Here is a 16,943-nt window from a genome sequence, read left to right as displayed (position 1 = left end):
TTTAGTTGCCAACATCCAAAATATTTGCTGCGAATCTTGTTACCAAATTCGCATGACGGCTCTTTAAGAGACTATACATTGCGGACTTTGCGCTACGGTTTATCAAAACGCAGTGCAAACTGATCAGCATATTCATCGCTATCGCAGGAACAATGGCAACAAATAGACACTGCAAGCGCAACAAACCGAATACTTTCCCCAATAAGAATTTCCGATATTCAGTCATGCCATATCCGCCAAGTGCACGATACAACGCAAGCAATCGAATTTTTCTCCACGGCTCGCGTGGGTAGACAAGCGCTTTTGTTTTCTCCGAATATGCGTTGAATGACCAAATCAATTCCGGCCATTTAAACATCCATATTTCAAAGCTACGGGGCGTCCACATTGCGTTGCCATAGCGAATCGTAATTAAGGGCTCAGAAATGACGGTCGATTTTACAACCACTGGATCTTGAAAAATCACTCCAACATGGATAAATAACGTACCGTAATAAAGCGTGCGATTCCTAGATAGCCACAACTCTCGCCGGATAATTACGCAACCAATAAATGAAAGTCCTTGCACTGTTTTTTCAAAAAAATCCTCATTATTCCGAGCATCAAATTTTTTATCAGCAGGTAACTTAATTAACGTTGCATCCAAGGTTTTTGAAAAATCTGCATTCTTGACTTCCGCATTAACAACAACGAGATCAAGCTCATCCTCCAATGTAACAATCACTCGATTGATGGCACTAGGATGAAGCAAATCATCGTCTGTCATTAACCAACAGAACTCACCTTTCGCATAGCCCACGGCTTTGTCATAATCTTTATCAATGCCGGAATTTTCCTGCTCACGATAATATCGAATTTGCGGATAACGCTGTAAGTACTGCGCCATTACCTCGGAGGTATTATCAGGAGATGCGCCGTCCACAACCACAAGCTCTACACCCGGCTGCAACTGACTTAAAATCGAATCTAGAGTCTCTCCAATGAACATCCCTCTGTTATACGTAGCGAGACAAATAGATAATTTAGGAGACTCAAGCATTGTGCAACAACCTGCGCATCCATTTGACAGGTTGATAGAGTGCTCTAAGTACACCCAAGAAGAAATATGGAGTTCCGAAGTATATAAAACACTTTATTTTTGGAATGAACAGGCTATCGCAATACGTCATTCGCACCAATCTGTCTAACTCCTGCCTACTCTCTCGTATCGGATATTTCATACATTGAATTTTTATCAACATAAATGTCTTCAAACCAAATTCATTCTGGATTACTCGCCTGACATGAAAAGCTTCTTCGCTCTCATGTCCAAAAAATGTATCCGCTAACCGATGGTATCCTTCAATACCAATCCTAAACCGATTGACAATCCCCTTGTCCGCGAATGAATCATTCTCTCCACGCTGATCTAGCCAAACCTCAGCGACATAGCAAACTTTCAATCCCGAAGCAGCCAAGCCGAAAAGCCGCGCAACATGCCCCCAGCAGCTTTTGCTAAAGGCCACAGGCAATTCGCCACTCTGCCATTTCTCTCTACGAACAATTATTCCGCTGATAAAACTGAAAAATGCTTCTGTAGTAGCTGCACGCCGAAACCATTCAAGACGTTCGCCGGAATTGATAAAATCTGCTGAAAATGTCTGATCAAGAGACAATACGGGATGCTCATGCGAAATGACCATATTTTTATTGCAAATGGTATGCCTGCAAATATAGACATCTTTTTCTTGTTTTAGCCATTCAAATAAGCACTCAATAGCACCTGGACGCATCACGTCATCGCCACTGAACAGCCAACAATACTTCCCTTGTGCGAACTCAACACACGTTGCCATATCCGCATCAATCCCGCCACGCTCACTGCCTCGATGGTAATGCAGATTTGCCCACAAATTGGTATAGCATTCCATCAAAACAGGAGTCGCATCGGTAGAACCACCATCATAAACAACAACCTCAACCCCTTCTTTAGCCTGCGGCAGAATGGAGTCTAAGGCCTGCCCTAAAAACGCAGCACAGTTATAAACGGGAATACAGATTGTCAATTTAATGAGCATAAATCAATCAGCCTTAAAGAGTTCGATACAATTGCTCATGCTTCATCGCAACTTCTTCCCATACATTTTTTATCATAGGCTTCTTACGAGTACCTAAATATCGATGTAATGCAACCTGCATTTCCGATATTTGATCGCAATCGGCAAAATAAATATTTTTTGATTCGTGGTATCCGAATAAATCATTATCTTGTGTCGTAGCCACTGTAAATGCACCGGCTTCCTCAGCCGCTTTCAAAGAAGTATTCCATTCGCCCGCACCGTTAGGAAAAGGAAAGAGGACCGCATCCGCAACAGCAAGGATTTCCCCCACGCGTTGTGCTGACTGGAATCCGGTAACCGTCACACGTCCCTTCCACGCCGCCTGTTCCATCAAACGTAAAATCGTTGCTTGATAAGGATGTTCATCATTCAAATCACAGATTAAAACGAGATGATGTTTACTTGGATCCGCAATCGTAAATAACCGCTCTACTCCTTTATTTGGATATGCAAAGCCAAAATAACAAACAATTGGTTTACCGCCAGATAACTCCCATTTAATACTATGTTCTTGCTCCACACTTAAGCGCGCCACTGGAATCGTAGATGCATTGGGAATATAAACTAAAGGAGTTTTTCGGAGCCTCACTTGTATCCAATGAGGAAGCTTCGACACCAAATCAGGCCGCACATAAACCAAGCCATTACACGCCAGTAAATTCAACCAATTGACCGCACTGCATTCAACATAATGTTCGTGCCAAGTTTGAACAACAGGAAAACCCAACAACCGCATAACAACTGGGAACACCTGAGGAAGTCGACCGTTGTATCCTTGTGTCGGGTATTGAATATGAACAACATCAGGTCGGAATTTAGAAATCACCTGCTTTATCTGCAAGACGTTTCTGAGTCGCCAATTCTGCATCACACGGAATACTTTAACTTCCGTCAAGTCCGATGGAATACCCGCAGACAAGCTGGTAAGAACCGCCACCTCGATCCCTGGCCTCGCCGCCAAGGCGTTCGCCAATTGCGCGGTATAGTCCCCGACCCCGCATTTGTCTGGCGGATAAGATCCCGCCACTATGAGCACTCGCACGTTAAACAGTTTTTTGAAGCACCAACCAACCAAAAGTATATTTTTTGCCACCGCATTCTATTGGTGTTTCTTGAGCTTCATAATGAAGTTCACCAACTGGCGTCATACCATAATCAGCCGCCTGTTGAATAAAATCGGCAACGTCTTTTTTGGAAAAGATCTTCCAATCCATACCGAAAAATTTAATCTCGCTTGTATCTATTTTTTCTGGCCAGTAATCAAAAGAGGCAATAAAGTATCCACCAGATTGAAGAAGGCGAGACGTCTCTTTTAACAATGCATCGCCATCAAATCCATGCTCTATGACAGAAATAGACGTAATGGCCTTGAACGAACCTTCAACAAACGGCGTTTGCATAAAATTAGTAATTTCGTAGCGAATGGAATCGTTGTATGGCATTTGCGTCAAGTCGGGATTCAAGTCTGCGCCAGTCAAATTCTTATAACCAGATTTATGAAGCGCAACAACTATCTCAGATGCATAACAACCGATATCTAATATAGATTCGTTTTTTTGGACATGCTTTTCGATAAAATTCAGACTAGCCAATACATCCCAGCTCTTGACATGGTCACCCAATACGATACCGCCGGCCAAACGATAACGTCTTAAAAAAGAACGAAATGGCGATTCAATAGCAGAAGCACCTTTCTTTACTAACGCAGCTCTAGATTCGTCGATTTGCGATTTATTCTGCAATACTTCCATTACCATATTTTCCTCACCGTTTTATTTACCAACATCTAATACTGATGAAATTGGTAAATTGATGTCTATCGAGACATTAAAAATTAGCTTAAAAGCCGAAGACCCTACTTTGCAAAAATCTAGAACCAGACTCAATAACATCAGAAGGGGGGGATTTATAATTAATCATTCCCGAATCACACCTGCCTTCTTGAACCCATCGAGCAACATCTTCCGGCTGGATCAATTTATTATTTTCATCTGCTGTACACACTTCGTATCCACGCTGCCAGAACAAATTGAACATATCCTGAAAGTGAGGATTTATCCCATCTGGATGATATTCATTCAAACATATCTCTATCACCCACGTAGGCTTTGGATTCATATCCATTGTCACCAAAGCCCCAAGTAGTACCTCATACTCCACGCCTTCAACATCAATTTTTATAAATACTTTCTTTCCATTAAAACGACTTCCAAGCAATATATCCAACGTGGAAAGTGCAATTGTACGATGGAAGAACTGAGATGCTCCTGCGCAACTCCCAATCAATGATGCACCAGTACGGGAAGTACCGTATAAGGTTGCCAAGCCTGGCTTCTTGCTGAGTCCAAGCGGAAATACCTCAACATCGTCCCATGCATTAGCTAATAAATTAGCTACTAAACATCCGAAATTCCGAGGCAGCGGTTATACAGCAATGACGTGCTTCCCTACAGATTTAGCAAGACAAGAATAGAATCCAATATTAGCCCCCACATCGACAAATACATCCGCTTGCTGAAACTGTTTCATAAAGAGCGCTGTTTCTTCCGACTCAAACTCACCTCGCTGCATCGCAATATGATGCATTGATTTACTTCCGACTAAATTGAAACCATATGGAGACATTTGCGGTTTAGTTGGACGCGACAAATATGAGTCATGTATATCTTTCAACTCAAATTTTGCGAGTGCCATTTTCCCCTGCCAACTCGCTCGGACTTTTGCTAAAAACTTGATTTTTTAATAGTCGTTTCGATTCTTGATACATACCGAACCTTCCAAATAAATCATATCGACTAGAAGCATTACATTTTCGTTACTAAACCGTTAAGGTCGCCACTGCTTAATTTTCGCAACTATTTTTTTGGGCATCAAGAGCATATTCGCCAGCAAAGCCAGCAATATGAAGCTGGTACCCCAAAGAAAATTAAAGTAATGACTTCCTTTTACATAAGTGAATTGCCAGCCTGCCATCATAACAATAAATGAGATACCAAATGGTATGCCTACACTATGAATTAACCAGTCCAAGGCCTCCCCCTTCAATATATTTTTATGTGTAATCCATGTTCCAAAAATCAAATATGAAATATTCAATAGAAGCCATGTCATCGCACCACCTATGGCGCCATATGACATGCTCAAGACAACAATCATCGGCGCCATAATTATTATCAGCACTACATTAATTGTTAAGGGCAATCTAGTTGAACCATAAGCCAGTTGCAAAGCATACGGAAAATGCATAACACCATTCAAAGCGGTACCAAGCAAAAGCACTGAAGTGATTAATGCGGAACTTGTAGCTAGTTGCTGATTCCTGGTCCAGACGAACAGAAAGTCTTCAGAAAACAGCACCGCCATAATCACGACTGGGAAAAACAAAGTCAGGAAAAGGCGCGTCCCCGTTTTATACAAATCAATTAGTTTTTCTGTTTCCCCGGAAGCGACAAGCGCTGTCATCCGTGGATAGATAGCATTAAATAAGGGGGTCAAAAATATGTATAAGCCATTTGCGACTACTCCTGCCAGCACATAACGTCCGAAATCATCTAGACTGAGGAATTTGCTTAGCAATACTTTATCTAATTGCATCAAAATGACGCCCGTTAAAGTGACCGCACTCATACCTGCAGAAAAACGCCAAATCCGTTTCAGATCATCAATATTGAATCGGCGCGATTCATTGTCTTCACCCATTATTTTCCATGCCACGCCGCGCATGACAATTGCATACATAAACCCAACACAAGCTTGCCAAATAAAAAAAGCTTCAATCGTTGGAGAAACAAATACAAGAATTGCAATTGCACCTAAACTGGACAAAGTTCCAACGACAGCGCCAATGGAGCTTGACAGTGCAACTCTCTGCATCCCCATCAAAGCCCCCATATAGAGTCCAACCGGCCAACGGCATGCAACCACAACACCCATTAGCGTGATCGCATGAGTCACCGTATCTACAGGTAATTGACTAGCTTTAAGCCAATGCTCGGCTACAAATGGGGCCAAACCTATTGCAACCAAAGCAATCAATCCTGCCATGATCCAATAGACTATTGCCATCGTATGCAATAGGTTCCTCGCTTCGCGCATATTGCCAGAAGCTGAACAACGCGCGACTTCGCGATTAATTGTTGGAGATAGGCCCAAATCCAAAAGCTGCAACAGCGCTTGCGTCGTTGCGAAAAAACCTATCAAGCCGTACGCCTCTGTACCTAGATATTTAAGGTAAAAAGGAACCGCCGCCAAACCGAGGAGTGCTCCCCAAATTGAAACAATGAATCCAACTGAAAAATTTCGCTTCAAACTCACGCGATATTACTCATGGTAATTATTTGCTTGATAACCATGCCGCTTTACCAATTCATCGCGTTCAGCACTCTTGAGATCTTCACGCACCATTTCACTCACCAGCTCATTAAAACTGATCTTGGGCACCCAACCTAGTTTAATTCTGGCTTTGCTTGCATCACCCAATAATGTTTCAACTTCAGTAGGGCGAAAATAACGTGGATCGACAGAAACAATGCACTTGCCAGTTGAGTCGTAACCTTTCTCATCTATACCATTACCTTCCCATCGAATGGTGATGCCTAGTTCATTAGCCGCAACATTGACGAAATCACGCACACTGTATTGGACACCTGTAGCGATGACGAAGTCTTCCGGATTTTCCTGTTGCAGCATCAGCCATTGCATCTCGACGTAATCTTTTGCATGCCCCCAATCTCGCAGCGAATCCATGTTGCCAAGGAAAAGACACTCTTGTAAGCCAAGCTTGATGCGCGCGAGCGCGCGCGTAATTTTGCGCGTAACAAATGTCTCACCACGAACCGGGCTTTCATGATTGAACAAGATACCGTTACAGGCATAAATTCCATATGCTTCACGATAATTGACTGTGATCCAATAAGCGTAGAGTTTTGCAACGGCATACGGGCTACGTGGATAAAAAGGCGTAGTTTCTTTTTGAGGAATCTCTTGCACCAAACCATACAATTCGGAAGTTGACGCTTGGTAGAAACGAGTTTTCTTTTCCAACCCAAGAATACGGATCGCCTCCAAAACACGTAGTGCACCCAACGCGTCGGAGTTAGCGGTGTATTCAGGCTCCTCAAACGAAACTGCCACATGACTCTGTGCTGCAAGATTATAAATTTCGTCTGGCTGCACTTTTTGAATGATGCGCGTCAAGCTGGAGGAGTCAGTCATGTCTCCGTAATGCAGAAAAAAGGGCAAACCGGTCTCATGAATATCGTGAAATAAATGATCAATCCGAGCAGTATTGAATAGTGAACTACGACGCCTGATACCATGTACTTCGTAGCCCTTATCAAGCAGCAATTCGGCGAGATATGCGCCATCTTGTCCAGTGACGCCAGTAATCAATGCAACTTTACGCATGGTTATCTTCTAAATGTTAGGTTAAACACGACCATAGCGATCTTCCAGGCGAACGATATCGTCTTCGCCTAAATAATCACCAGTTTGAACTTCTATCATCACGCAATCAACGACGCCAGGGTTGGTCAGTCGGTGCGCAGTACCGGCAGGAATATACGTGGATTCGTTGCGCTGGACAAGAATTTCGCGTTCGCCATTAATGACCATCGCTGTGCCGGATACGACCACCCAATGCTCACTGCGATGATGATGCATCTGCAATGAGAGGCTGGCACCCGGCTTGACAACAATGCGCTTGAGTTTGAAACCAACGCCCTCTTCCAGCACAGTATATGTACCCCATGGGCGATGCGTTGTCCGATGGTGTTGTACCGTGGCGTGAGAAAGCAGCTTGAGACGCGCCACCACAGACTTGACGTCTTGCGCACGTGAATTATGCGCAATCAATAAGGCATCCGGGGTATCGACTATCAATAGGTCATCTACACCAACCGCAGCAATCATGCGCGAGTCGCTCTGAACGTAACAGTTATCCGTGTCTACCAATACTGTTTCGCAACTGGTTCTGTTGCCCCTATCGTCCGGCGCGACCAATTCTGCCAGCGCCGACCATGAGCCGATATCGCTCCAGTCAAAGCTTACCGGAACAACCGCTACCTTGTCGGCTCTCTCCATGACTGCGTAATCGATCGAAATATCTGGCGCCAAAGTGAAGCCTGTTGCATCCAGTACAACGGGATCTTTATCGAGCCCAGTGGCAGCAAAGGTTTGTTCTACGGCCGATAAAACTTCAGGCGCACATTGACGCAGCGCCGCCAGCATCGCTCCCGCAGTAAAACAGAACATGCCCGAATTCCAGGTAAAACGATTTGACGCAATATATGTTTTTGCGGTTTCCAGATCAGGCTTCTCGACAAACCGCGCAACTTTATGGCTAATCGAATCGGCAAGAGCTTCGCCGCTTTCTATATAACCATAGCCGGTTTCAGGTGCGGTCGGATGTATACCGAATGTTACAAGCCAGCCCTGGCTTGCCAGGGTCGTTGCGGTACTGACTGCTTGCGTGAAGGATGATTGATCGTTAATTAGATGATCGGCAGGCAAAATCAGAAGCACCGTATCTTCACCGTGCTTACGGCAAGCATGCAAGGTAGCCGCCGCAATTGCGGGCGCAGTATTGCGTCCAACAGGTTCGAGCAGATAATCGTGAATGATATGTTTACTGTCCGACTCGGTATTTGATTCGTATTCGTCGCGGGTCAGGAAATAATAATCACGATTGGTTACTGTCAACACATTCTCAACGCCCGGTAGCGCGATTGCGCGCTTCAGCGTTTTTTGCAGCAAAGTCTCACCATCCGGCAGCGCGATAAACGGCTTGGGCAAGGCTTCGCGCGAAACCGGCCACAGACGTGAACCGGCACCACCGGAAAGAATAATAGGAAGAAGCATTGAAATAGCTTTCAATAAGGCAAAAAATACAACTCGCTATTTTAGCCGATTGACAAGCCATTTTTCGCATGTGACGAAACTATTACCCAATTAGAAATATTTGAATCAGGCCGCGATCCATACAAAATGGCCTGCTTGATTAAGGCATCTAATGCCTCAAAACAAGCGTATCGTTTGCTTTTCCGAGATATTCAGCTACTAAAAAAGAACAATCTCGTCCCCAACGTATGCTCAGCCTCCAGCGCCATCAACGCCACCAGCACCAGCAGGCAAAGCGGCGGTATCAAAATCGCATACATCAACGCCAACCGCTCCCATGCCATGTGCATGAACACGGCGACGATCAATCCCGCCTTCATCAGCATGAAGGTAATAATCAACCCCCATCTCAGATAACTATGAAAGTGAAAATAGTCGACCAGATAGGACATCGTGCTGAGTACGAACAACAGCCCCCAAACCTTCAGATAGAGTCCGATCGGATGTTCTTGACTGCTAATGGAAGTCATCGCACACCTCACCACAGGTAAAACAGCGCAAAAATGAATACCCACACCAGGTCGACAAAGTGCCAATAGAGCCCGGCAATTTCGACTATCTGGTAGTTGCCCGTCTTCTCATAGCGCCCGCGCAGCACGCGTGACGCCACAATCAATAGGTAAATCACGCCGGCCGACACATGCAGGCCATGGAATCCGGTGATCATGAAAAATGTGGAACCGAACTGCGCCGCGCCCATAGGATTGCCCCACGGCCGCACGCCTTCAGCGATCAACTTGCTCCATTCGAAGGCCTGCATGCCGACAAAGCTGGCACCTAGTATCGCTGTAGCCAGCATCAATATCGCTGTCGTGACGCGGTTGCGGCGATAGGCGTAGTTGACCGCCATTGCCATCGTGCCGCTGCTGCTGATCAGTACAAATGTCATGATCGCGATCAGCAGCAACGGCATGTCGGTGCCACCTATATTCAGGGAAAATACTTCGCTCGGATTGGGCCACGCTGCTGTGGTCGTCAGGCGCACCGTCATGTAACCGGTGAGAAAGCAACTGAAGATGAAGGTATCCGACAGCAAGAAAATCCACATCATGGCCTTGCCCCACGACACCTGGAAGGCTTGCCTGTCGGACGACCAATCCGCCACCAGCTGGCGCCAGCCAGCCATTGCAGTCGATGCGCCAGGCCCTGACGTCAATATCGGTGCACTCATACCGCCTCCTGTTCCCACGCTCAACGCGGGCCGCAGATAAAACGCACGACTTCCGGCGTCAACCAGCCCAGTGTCGCAAACAGCAGCAGCCACACCACCAACAGAAAATGCCAGTAGCGTGCACACAAGCTGATCGACCAAGCAATACGGGACGATGCAGCGTCTGCTTCAGCGCTCCATGCACGGCGCGCCGTCCTGCCCCATGCCAGCAAACCGCCCGCCACGTGCAAACCATGCATGGCCGTGAGCAGGTAAAAGAAGCTGCCGGCAGGATTGCCGGCCGGCCTTACCTGTGCCGCCAGCAACGCTTGCCAAGCCCATAGTTGTATACATATAAAAGCCAGCGCAGCAATCCCACCCATTAGTAACAGCGCACGCGTACGTCTCCAGTCTGCGCTGCGGGCAGATCTACTCGCCAACTGCAAGGTCACGCTGCCGGATATCAGCAATAGCGTGCTCAGCCACAGCTGCCAAGGCATCGCGAGCGGATGCCAATCGTTTGCATCCATACGCATCGCATACGAGGCGATGAATAGCGCAAACAGAGAACTGGCCACGCCCATGAATATCCATAACGCTGTACCAAGCGCAACGGGTTCCAGATCTCGCCACGCAGTCGACGCACCGCTGGAATGAGCGTTATCGGTTTTCAGCAAGATGCATGTGTTCATGCCGGCACCTCTTTAGTGCTATGCGCTTCGGGTTCCATGCCGCCCTCTTCCAGCGGGGCATTCTGTGCGATGAAATCCTGCGGCGCACCCGGCACGCTATACGCATAAGCCCAGCGATACACCACCGGCGTATGCGGTCCCCAATTACCGTGCACAGGTGGCGTCTGCGGCGTTTGCCATTCCAGCGATGCGGCGCGCCAGGGATTGGCGTCTGCCCGCACACCGTAAAACCGACTCCAGATCAGATTGCCGACGAATACCAGTTGCGCGGTGGCAACGATCAGTGCAGCGATGGTGATAAACGTGTTGAGCGTATGCGCCGACTGCGGAATGAATTGATAGCCATCGAAGTTGTAATAGCGGCGCGGCATGCCAAGCATGCCGAGATAATGCATGGGGAAGAAGATGGCGTAGGTGCCGACGAAAGTGATCCAGAAATGCAGCTTGCCCAGCGCGTCGTTCAACATGCGTCCGGTCACTTTCGGATACCAGTGATAGATGCCGCCGAAGACGACCAGTATCGGCGCCACCCCCATCACCATATGGAAGTGCGCCACCACAAAGTAGGTATTCGACAAGGGAATATCGACGCTGACATTACCCAGAAACAGTCCGGTCAAGCCACCGATCAAAAAGGTGCTGATGAACGCCAGCGCAAACAGCATGGGCACAGACAAATGTATATCGCCACGCCACAAGGTAAGCAGCCAGTTGTACACCTTGATCGCAGTCGGCACCGCAATGATCAGCGTAGTCGTTGCGAAGAAAAAGCCGAAATAGGGATTCATCCCGCTGACGAACATGTGATGCGCCCACACCACCACCGACAACACACCGATCGCGAGTATCGCCCACACCATCATCCGGTAACCGAAGATACTTTTACGTGCATGCACGCTGATCAAATCGGACACGATGCCGAAGGCCGGCAGTGCCACGATATACACCTCTGGATGCCCAAAGAACCAGAACAAGTGCTGGAACAGCAGCGGGCTACCGCCGGTATATTGCGTCACCTGCCCCATCGAAACGATCGCAGGCATGAAGAAACTCGTGCCCAGCGTTTTGTCGAGCAACATCATGATGCCGCTGACAAACAGCGCAGGAAAAGCCAGCAAGGCAAGTATGGTGGCGACGAAAATTCCCCATACAGTCAGCGGCATGCGCAGCAGCGTCATGCCTTCGGTGCGCGCCTGCAAGACAGTCGTCACATAGTTCAAGCCACCCATGGTTGCTGCCACAATAAAGATCAGCAGCGATACCAGCATCAAAATGATACCCCAGTCATGCCCGGGCGTGCCCTGCAAAATCGCTTGCGGCGGATACAGCGTCCAGCCTGCACCGGTAGGACCACCCGCCACGAAAAAACTGGCCATCAACACCAGCACAGACAGCAGGTACACCCAAAAGCTCAACATGTTCAGATAAGGGAAAACCATATCCCGCGCCCCCACCATCAGCGGAATCAGGTAATTGCCAAAGCCGCCGAGGAATAAAGCCGTGAGCAGATAGATCACCATGATCATGCCGTGCATGGTCATGAACTGGTAGTAGTGCGCTGCATCGATGAAAGCGAAGCGGCCGGGGAAGCCGAGTTGCAAACGCATCAGGTTCGACAGCGCCACGCCTACCAGCCCCACCGCGATGGCGACGCTGGCATATTGAATCGCGATCACCTTGTGATCCTGGCTCCATACATATTTGGTCCAGAAACCCTGGGGGGCATGGTCCTGCGTATCGTGCTCGGAATAAGACATGAGATCTCCTCTTTGCTGACCTTATTGCTGCCTCGTGTACTGTGAACTTTGTTGCGCGCCTTGTCCGGCAGCACCCAGTGATTCGATATAGACAATCAGCGCAGCAAGCTCGGCATCCGACATCTCCAGCTTCGGCATGATGGGAGCAAAACCTTTCACGACCTGGGCCTGCGGATCAATGATGGATTTTTTCAGATACGCTTCATCGACCAGCACGCTACTGCCATCGCTCAGGCTAGTAGTGTGGCCGAACAGGTTTTTCCAGCTTGGACCAACCCCGCTGCTGCCATCCAGCGAATGACAAGCTACGCAACCTTTGGATTGCGCCAGCTGTTTACCTTGCTCCAGTTTGGCATCGGGCGCGCTCTGATCATGTGTGCCGGCGACAACGGCTGGTGCAGCCATCGTCATTGCAAAGGTCGGTTGCGCCTGTAACCATTTTTGAAACGCTGCCTCATCCTCGACTACCACCACGCCGCGCATTGTGTAATGACCGACCCCGCACAATTGCGCACAGAGAATTTCATAACGCCCCGCTTTGGTCGGCGTAAACCAGAAACTGGTCACCATGCCCGGCACCATGTTCATGCGTGCGCGAAACTGCGGCACGTAGAAATCGTGCAATACATCTTGTGAACGCAAGAGCATCTTCACCGGCTTGTTGAGCGGCAGATGCACTTCATTGCTATTGATCAGAATATTATTTTGTCCATTCGGATCTTTAGGGTCCAGGCCGAAAGGATTGGCTGCGCTCACCAGGCGCGCATCGCTCAAGCCCAGCTTGCCATTCTGATCGGGAAAACGAAAGCGCCACTGCCATTGCTGACCCAGAACTTCCAGATGCAATGCATCCGACGGCGGCTTGATGTAGGCCGCATAAACGAATAAACCGGGTGCCAGCAGCGCCATGATTGCCAGCGTAGTACCGCCTATCAGCCAGCGTTCCAGCTTTTTATTATCCGGCGCATAGGCGGCTCGACTGCCCTCGCGGTGGCGAAAGCGCAGCAGCATGTAGACCAGGAGAAAATTGATGGCAATAAAGAAAACGCCGGTGATCACAAAAGTAATCGCCAGCGTATCGTCCATCTGTTGCCAATTGGAAGCTAGCGGCGTCAGCCGCCACGGGCTGAGAAAATGAAACAGCACCGAACCGAGCACAAGCACGACGAGAACGATGGAGATCACCATGCCGATTCCCTTGCTCACCAATGGAGCCGCCGAAATTGCGTAGCAGGACGGCCGTGTTACATCGACTCCGAGATCAAGCTGCGGCTGACATACCTACGCGAGTTGCCTTGCTGCAGAAAACACCTGCCACACAATTGCCGCTCCGTAGTGCGAGCGCACACCAGATAAGATGAGTATAGACAACATGATTGCAATTTCAATATAGGCAGGCGCGCAGACGCACACTCATACATGCAGCCCGATAGATTACTTACGCGTTTTTCAGGCAAACTCAGGATTGCAGCAAATCAACATGCCCGCAAAAGCTTGCCAACTGGCGAAAAAATCAGGGGTATGAGCGGAAGGACTTGCCGCGAGGAATGATATTGAGCGCAGGCATCAACACAAGATATTTCCGGATATCTGTCCGGAAATATCTTGTGCTGCAAGGCTATGCCGGCAGGTTTATGTTTTTGAATTGCACGCTGAAGGTGCTACCGACATCCGGCTGCGACTCAATCGCTAGCACCGCACCATGCCGCAGCAGCACATGCTTGACGATCGCCAGACCCAAGCCGGTACCTTGCGTTTCACGCGAACGGCTTTTATCCACGCGGTAGAAACGCTCAGTCAAACGCACAAGATGCTCGGGCCGTATTCCTATGCCGCTGTCTTTGACCGAGAACTGTGCCCCAGCGTCAGTGTTTTGCCATTTGATGTCGATGTGCCCATGTTCCGGCGTATAACGCACGGCATTCGAGACCAGATTGCTAAAGGCACTGCGTAGCTCGTCGGTACTACCTTCGATATCCGGGCCATCTATCGCCAATGAAATCACATGACGGCCGCCGGATAAGGCTTCGGCTTCTTGCCTGATCTGATCCAGCAGGTTGTGAATATTGACGTGCTCGGGACGTAGCGGATAGTCGATAGATTCCAGTCTGGTGAGCGTCAGCATATCTTCGACCAGATTCTGCATGCGCTGCCCCTGCTCTATCATCAACTTCAGATGCGACATGCGTATGGTCTGCTCCAGATCCGGCTGGGTCTGGGCGATTTCAAGGAAACCGTTGATGACTGTCAGCGGCGTGCGCAGTTCGTGCGAGGCATTCGCGATGAAGTCTCTGCGCATCATTTCGATACGGTCGGACTCGGTGGCATCGTGGGTCACCAGAATCTGGCGACGATTCTCAAACGGAATGATCTGCACGATCAGCTTGCGATCTTTCAGGCTGAGCGTAAGCGGTTGTTCATAACGCCCGAGGATGATGTAGTCGATAAAGTCAGGGCTGCGTATCAAATTAGTGACCCGCATGCCTTTATCACGTCCGTTGTTCAAGCCCAAATGACGCTCTGCGGCCGGATTGCACCATTCGAGGAACAACACGTCATCCATGATGACGACGCCATCAGGCAACAGGCTCATCGCCTGGCGAAAGCGCGCCAGCCATTCGGTCAACTCGGTACGGTTACGCTCGTCATCGCGACGCAGACGATACAGGCGCGAGAAAATATCGGTCCATGCGCCCCAGCCATCGGGTAATTTTTCGCTATCGGGACGATCGAGCCAGCCGCTTAACAGATAGAGATAGTTAAGTTGAATGACAACCAAGGCTGTCAGACAAATGAGCCCGGCAGACAGTCCGATAATGGGACCAAAAAAATACCAGATTATGCCGGAGGCAATCAGGATAAAAGACAGCCGCAGTGTGGCGGGTATCCAGAACAACAACTGAGGATTCATAGACGGCTGGTTTCGGCTTATTTTTCTGAGAGCATATAGCCTACACTACGCACTGTTTTGATCAAGTTTTCTGCATCTTTCAATGCCTTGCGCAGACGTAGAACGTGAACATCGACTGTACGTTCTTCAATCACGACGTGATCGCCCCACACTTTGTCCAGCAACTGACTGCGCGAGAATACGCGATCAGGATGCGCGAGGAAAAATTTCAACAACTTGAATTCAGCATGGCCGATCTCAATTTTTTCATCGTTCATGCTGACGCTGCAGCTGACAGGATCTAGACTGATTTTGCCTGCGGTCATCAAGGTTTGTGAATGTTCCGGCGTCTTGCGACGCAACAAAGCATTGATACGTGCCGTCAATTCACGCGGGGAAAATGGCTTGGTGACGTAGTCATCCGCACCGTTGTCCAAGCCGGCAATCTTGTCTTCCTCCATGCTTTTCGCGGTCAACATGATGATAGGCAGTTCGTTGAACTGTCTGTCTGCACGAATCCTGGACAACAAACGCAAGCCGCTTTGATCCGGCAACATCCAGTCCAGTAATATCAGTTGCGGCAAGCGCTGCTGGATAAAATCCCAGGCTTCGCCGGCCGTTTGTACCGCAGCGACATTCCAGCCTGCGCCCTTCAAAGTGAACGTCACCAATTCAATAATCGGTGGCTCATCTTCAACAATCAGTATCGTAGGTTTTTCAGCAGCCATAATTTTAGTTAGTCGTACGATCTTCCAGTTGCGATGCTGCGTAGTCGGTGTGACGAATATCCTTGCCTTCGACGATGTAGATCACGTATTCGGCGATGTTCTTTGCATGGTCGCCGATACGTTCGATTGCCTTGGCTACCCACAGCGTATCCAGCGCGCCGGAAATTGTACGCGGATCTTCCATCATGAAGGTGATCAGTGTGCGCATGATGGAGCGGAATTCGTGATCGACCAATTCATCCTGCGCAATCAGGCGGATCGCCTGCTTGCCATCGAGACGGGCAAAAGCGTCCAGTGCATCATGCAGCATGTTGCTGGCACTGATCGACATCACGCGTATGGTTTCGTAATGATTGATGGTCGTCACGCCGCGTTCGGTAATGCTTTTTGCTGCGCGTGCGATTTTCGTTGATTCGTCGCCTATGCGCTCCAGATCGGTGATGACCTTGATGGTTGCCATCACGGTACGCAAATCATTTGCGGCAGGCTGACGTTTGACGATCAAGTGGCTGCAGGCATCGTCTAGCGAGACTTCCAGATTATTGACGTTTTCATCTGCCTTGATGACTTGCTCGGCTTGCGCAACATTGCCGGTTCTGAAGCATGAAATTGCATCTTGAAACTGGTTTTCTACAAGACCGCCCATGGCCAATACCTTGGAACGGATGGTTTCCAGATCCGTGTCGTATTGCTTGGAAGAGTGTTCGCCTGGCATCAGGTTTCTCCTAAT

The 16,943-nt window shown here is 48.6% G+C and carries 17 protein-coding genes; all 17 read right to left on the bottom strand.

Features of this window, described 5'->3' with window-relative positions:
* Position 1 precedes the first annotated feature (1 nt).
* A complete protein-coding gene (locus Hfont_RS09230; RefSeq protein WP_112992088.1) occupies positions 2–1,039 on the bottom strand; it encodes a glycosyltransferase family 2 protein in 1,038 nt (345 codons plus the stop codon).
* Positions 1,032–2,057: a glycosyltransferase family 2 protein gene (locus tag Hfont_RS09225; RefSeq protein ID WP_112992087.1), complete on the bottom strand. Its 1,026-nt coding sequence runs from the start codon at positions 2,055–2,057 to the stop codon at positions 1,032–1,034. Before Hfont_RS09225 ends, Hfont_RS09230 begins: the two co-directional genes overlap by 8 nt.
* Before the next feature lie 13 nt (positions 2,058–2,070).
* Positions 2,071–3,192 (bottom strand): glycosyltransferase, encoded by a 1,122-nt coding sequence (locus Hfont_RS09220; RefSeq protein ID WP_112992086.1) that lies wholly within the window; start codon positions 3,190–3,192, stop codon positions 2,071–2,073.
* Complete coding sequence (locus Hfont_RS09215) at positions 3,143–3,850, bottom strand: class I SAM-dependent methyltransferase (RefSeq protein WP_162845895.1); 708 nt, start codon at positions 3,848–3,850, stop codon at positions 3,143–3,145. Before Hfont_RS09215 ends, Hfont_RS09220 begins: the two co-directional genes overlap by 50 nt.
* 88 nt (positions 3,851–3,938) lie before the next feature.
* Positions 3,939–4,520, bottom strand: coding sequence for an FkbM family methyltransferase (locus tag Hfont_RS09210; RefSeq protein ID WP_112992084.1), 582 nt, complete (start codon positions 4,518–4,520; stop codon positions 3,939–3,941).
* A 3-nt stretch (positions 4,521–4,523) separates the two neighbouring features.
* Positions 4,524–4,793 carry a hypothetical protein gene (locus Hfont_RS09205; RefSeq protein ID WP_112992083.1) on the bottom strand — a complete coding sequence of 90 codons (270 nt, stop codon included), beginning with the start codon at positions 4,791–4,793 and terminating at the stop codon, positions 4,524–4,526.
* A 132-nt stretch (positions 4,794–4,925) separates the two neighbouring features.
* Positions 4,926–6,413: a lipopolysaccharide biosynthesis protein gene (locus Hfont_RS09200; protein ID WP_112992082.1), complete on the bottom strand. Its 1,488-nt coding sequence runs from the start codon at positions 6,411–6,413 to the stop codon at positions 4,926–4,928.
* A 6-nt stretch (positions 6,414–6,419) separates the two neighbouring features.
* Positions 6,420–7,505, bottom strand: a complete 1,086-nt coding sequence (gmd, locus tag Hfont_RS09195; protein ID WP_112992081.1) for a GDP-mannose 4,6-dehydratase — start codon at positions 7,503–7,505, stop codon at positions 6,420–6,422.
* Between the two features lie 21 nt (positions 7,506–7,526).
* On the bottom strand, positions 7,527–8,957 hold the full coding sequence (locus tag Hfont_RS09190; RefSeq protein WP_112992080.1) for a mannose-1-phosphate guanylyltransferase/mannose-6-phosphate isomerase: 1,431 nt from the start codon (positions 8,955–8,957) through the stop codon (positions 7,527–7,529).
* 191 nt (positions 8,958–9,148) lie between these two features.
* Entirely contained in the window at positions 9,149–9,466 is a 318-nt protein-coding gene (locus Hfont_RS09185; RefSeq protein ID WP_112992079.1) for a cytochrome C oxidase subunit IV family protein, read from the bottom strand.
* Between the two features lie 8 nt (positions 9,467–9,474).
* Positions 9,475–10,167, bottom strand: a complete 693-nt coding sequence (locus tag Hfont_RS09180) for a heme-copper oxidase subunit III family protein (RefSeq protein WP_112992078.1) — start codon at positions 10,165–10,167, stop codon at positions 9,475–9,477.
* A 20-nt stretch (positions 10,168–10,187) separates the two neighbouring features.
* A complete protein-coding gene (locus Hfont_RS09175) occupies positions 10,188–10,838 on the bottom strand; it encodes a cytochrome c oxidase subunit 3 (protein ID WP_112992077.1) in 651 nt (216 codons plus the stop codon).
* On the bottom strand, positions 10,835–12,595 hold the full coding sequence (ctaD, locus tag Hfont_RS09170; RefSeq protein WP_112992076.1) for a cytochrome c oxidase subunit I: 1,761 nt from the start codon (positions 12,593–12,595) through the stop codon (positions 10,835–10,837). Before ctaD ends, Hfont_RS09175 begins: the two co-directional genes overlap by 4 nt.
* Positions 12,596–12,616: 21 nt before the next feature.
* On the bottom strand, positions 12,617–13,783 hold the full coding sequence (locus Hfont_RS09165) for a cytochrome c oxidase subunit II (protein WP_112992075.1): 1,167 nt from the start codon (positions 13,781–13,783) through the stop codon (positions 12,617–12,619).
* A 430-nt stretch (positions 13,784–14,213) separates the two neighbouring features.
* Positions 14,214–15,506 carry a phosphate regulon sensor histidine kinase PhoR gene (gene phoR, locus Hfont_RS09160; protein ID WP_112992074.1) on the bottom strand — a complete coding sequence of 431 codons (1,293 nt, stop codon included), beginning with the start codon at positions 15,504–15,506 and terminating at the stop codon, positions 14,214–14,216.
* A 17-nt stretch (positions 15,507–15,523) separates the two neighbouring features.
* On the bottom strand, positions 15,524–16,213 hold the full coding sequence (gene phoB, locus Hfont_RS09155; RefSeq protein WP_112992073.1) for a phosphate regulon transcriptional regulator PhoB: 690 nt from the start codon (positions 16,211–16,213) through the stop codon (positions 15,524–15,526).
* A 4-nt stretch (positions 16,214–16,217) separates the two neighbouring features.
* Positions 16,218–16,928, bottom strand: a complete 711-nt coding sequence (gene phoU / locus Hfont_RS09150; protein ID WP_112992072.1) for a phosphate signaling complex protein PhoU — start codon at positions 16,926–16,928, stop codon at positions 16,218–16,220.
* Between the last annotated feature and the right edge of the window lie 15 nt (positions 16,929–16,943).

The organism is Herminiimonas fonticola (assembly GCF_003293745.1).
Taxonomy (GTDB): domain Bacteria; phylum Pseudomonadota; class Gammaproteobacteria; order Burkholderiales; family Burkholderiaceae_D; genus Oxalicibacterium; species Oxalicibacterium fonticola.
Note: the sequence above shows the minus strand (reverse complement) of the source record. Positions and strands in the feature narration are given on the sequence as shown.

Excerpts from the sequence above, each read along its gene's own strand:
- Hfont_RS09230 (WP_112992088.1), bottom strand. The coding sequence starts at position 1,039 with ATGCTTGAGTCTCCTAAATTATCTATTTGTCTCGCTACGTATAACAGA.
- Hfont_RS09225 (WP_112992087.1), bottom strand. The coding sequence starts at position 2,057 with ATGCTCATTAAATTGACAATCTGTATTCCCGTTTATAACTGTGCTGCG.
- Hfont_RS09215 (WP_162845895.1), bottom strand. The coding sequence starts at position 3,850 with ATGGAAGTATTGCAGAATAAATCGCAAATCGACGAATCTAGAGCTGCG.
- Hfont_RS09205 (WP_112992083.1), bottom strand. The coding sequence starts at position 4,793 with ATGGCACTCGCAAAATTTGAGTTGAAAGATATACATGACTCATATTTG.
- gmd (WP_112992081.1), bottom strand. The coding sequence starts at position 7,505 with ATGCGTAAAGTTGCATTGATTACTGGCGTCACTGGACAAGATGGCGCA.
- Hfont_RS09190 (WP_112992080.1), bottom strand. The coding sequence starts at position 8,957 with ATGCTTCTTCCTATTATTCTTTCCGGTGGTGCCGGTTCACGTCTGTGG.
- Hfont_RS09185 (WP_112992079.1), bottom strand. The coding sequence starts at position 9,466 with ATGACTTCCATTAGCAGTCAAGAACATCCGATCGGACTCTATCTGAAG.
- Hfont_RS09180 (WP_112992078.1), bottom strand. The coding sequence starts at position 10,167 with ATGAGTGCACCGATATTGACGTCAGGGCCTGGCGCATCGACTGCAATG.
- Hfont_RS09175 (WP_112992077.1), bottom strand. The coding sequence starts at position 10,838 with ATGAACACATGCATCTTGCTGAAAACCGATAACGCTCATTCCAGCGGT.
- ctaD (WP_112992076.1), bottom strand. The coding sequence starts at position 12,595 with ATGTCTTATTCCGAGCACGATACGCAGGACCATGCCCCCCAGGGTTTC.
- Hfont_RS09165 (WP_112992075.1), bottom strand. The coding sequence starts at position 13,783 with ATGGTGATCTCCATCGTTCTCGTCGTGCTTGTGCTCGGTTCGGTGCTG.
- phoR (WP_112992074.1), bottom strand. The coding sequence starts at position 15,506 with ATGAATCCTCAGTTGTTGTTCTGGATACCCGCCACACTGCGGCTGTCT.
- phoB (WP_112992073.1), bottom strand. The coding sequence starts at position 16,213 with ATGGCTGCTGAAAAACCTACGATACTGATTGTTGAAGATGAGCCACCG.
- phoU (WP_112992072.1), bottom strand. The coding sequence starts at position 16,928 with ATGCCAGGCGAACACTCTTCCAAGCAATACGACACGGATCTGGAAACC.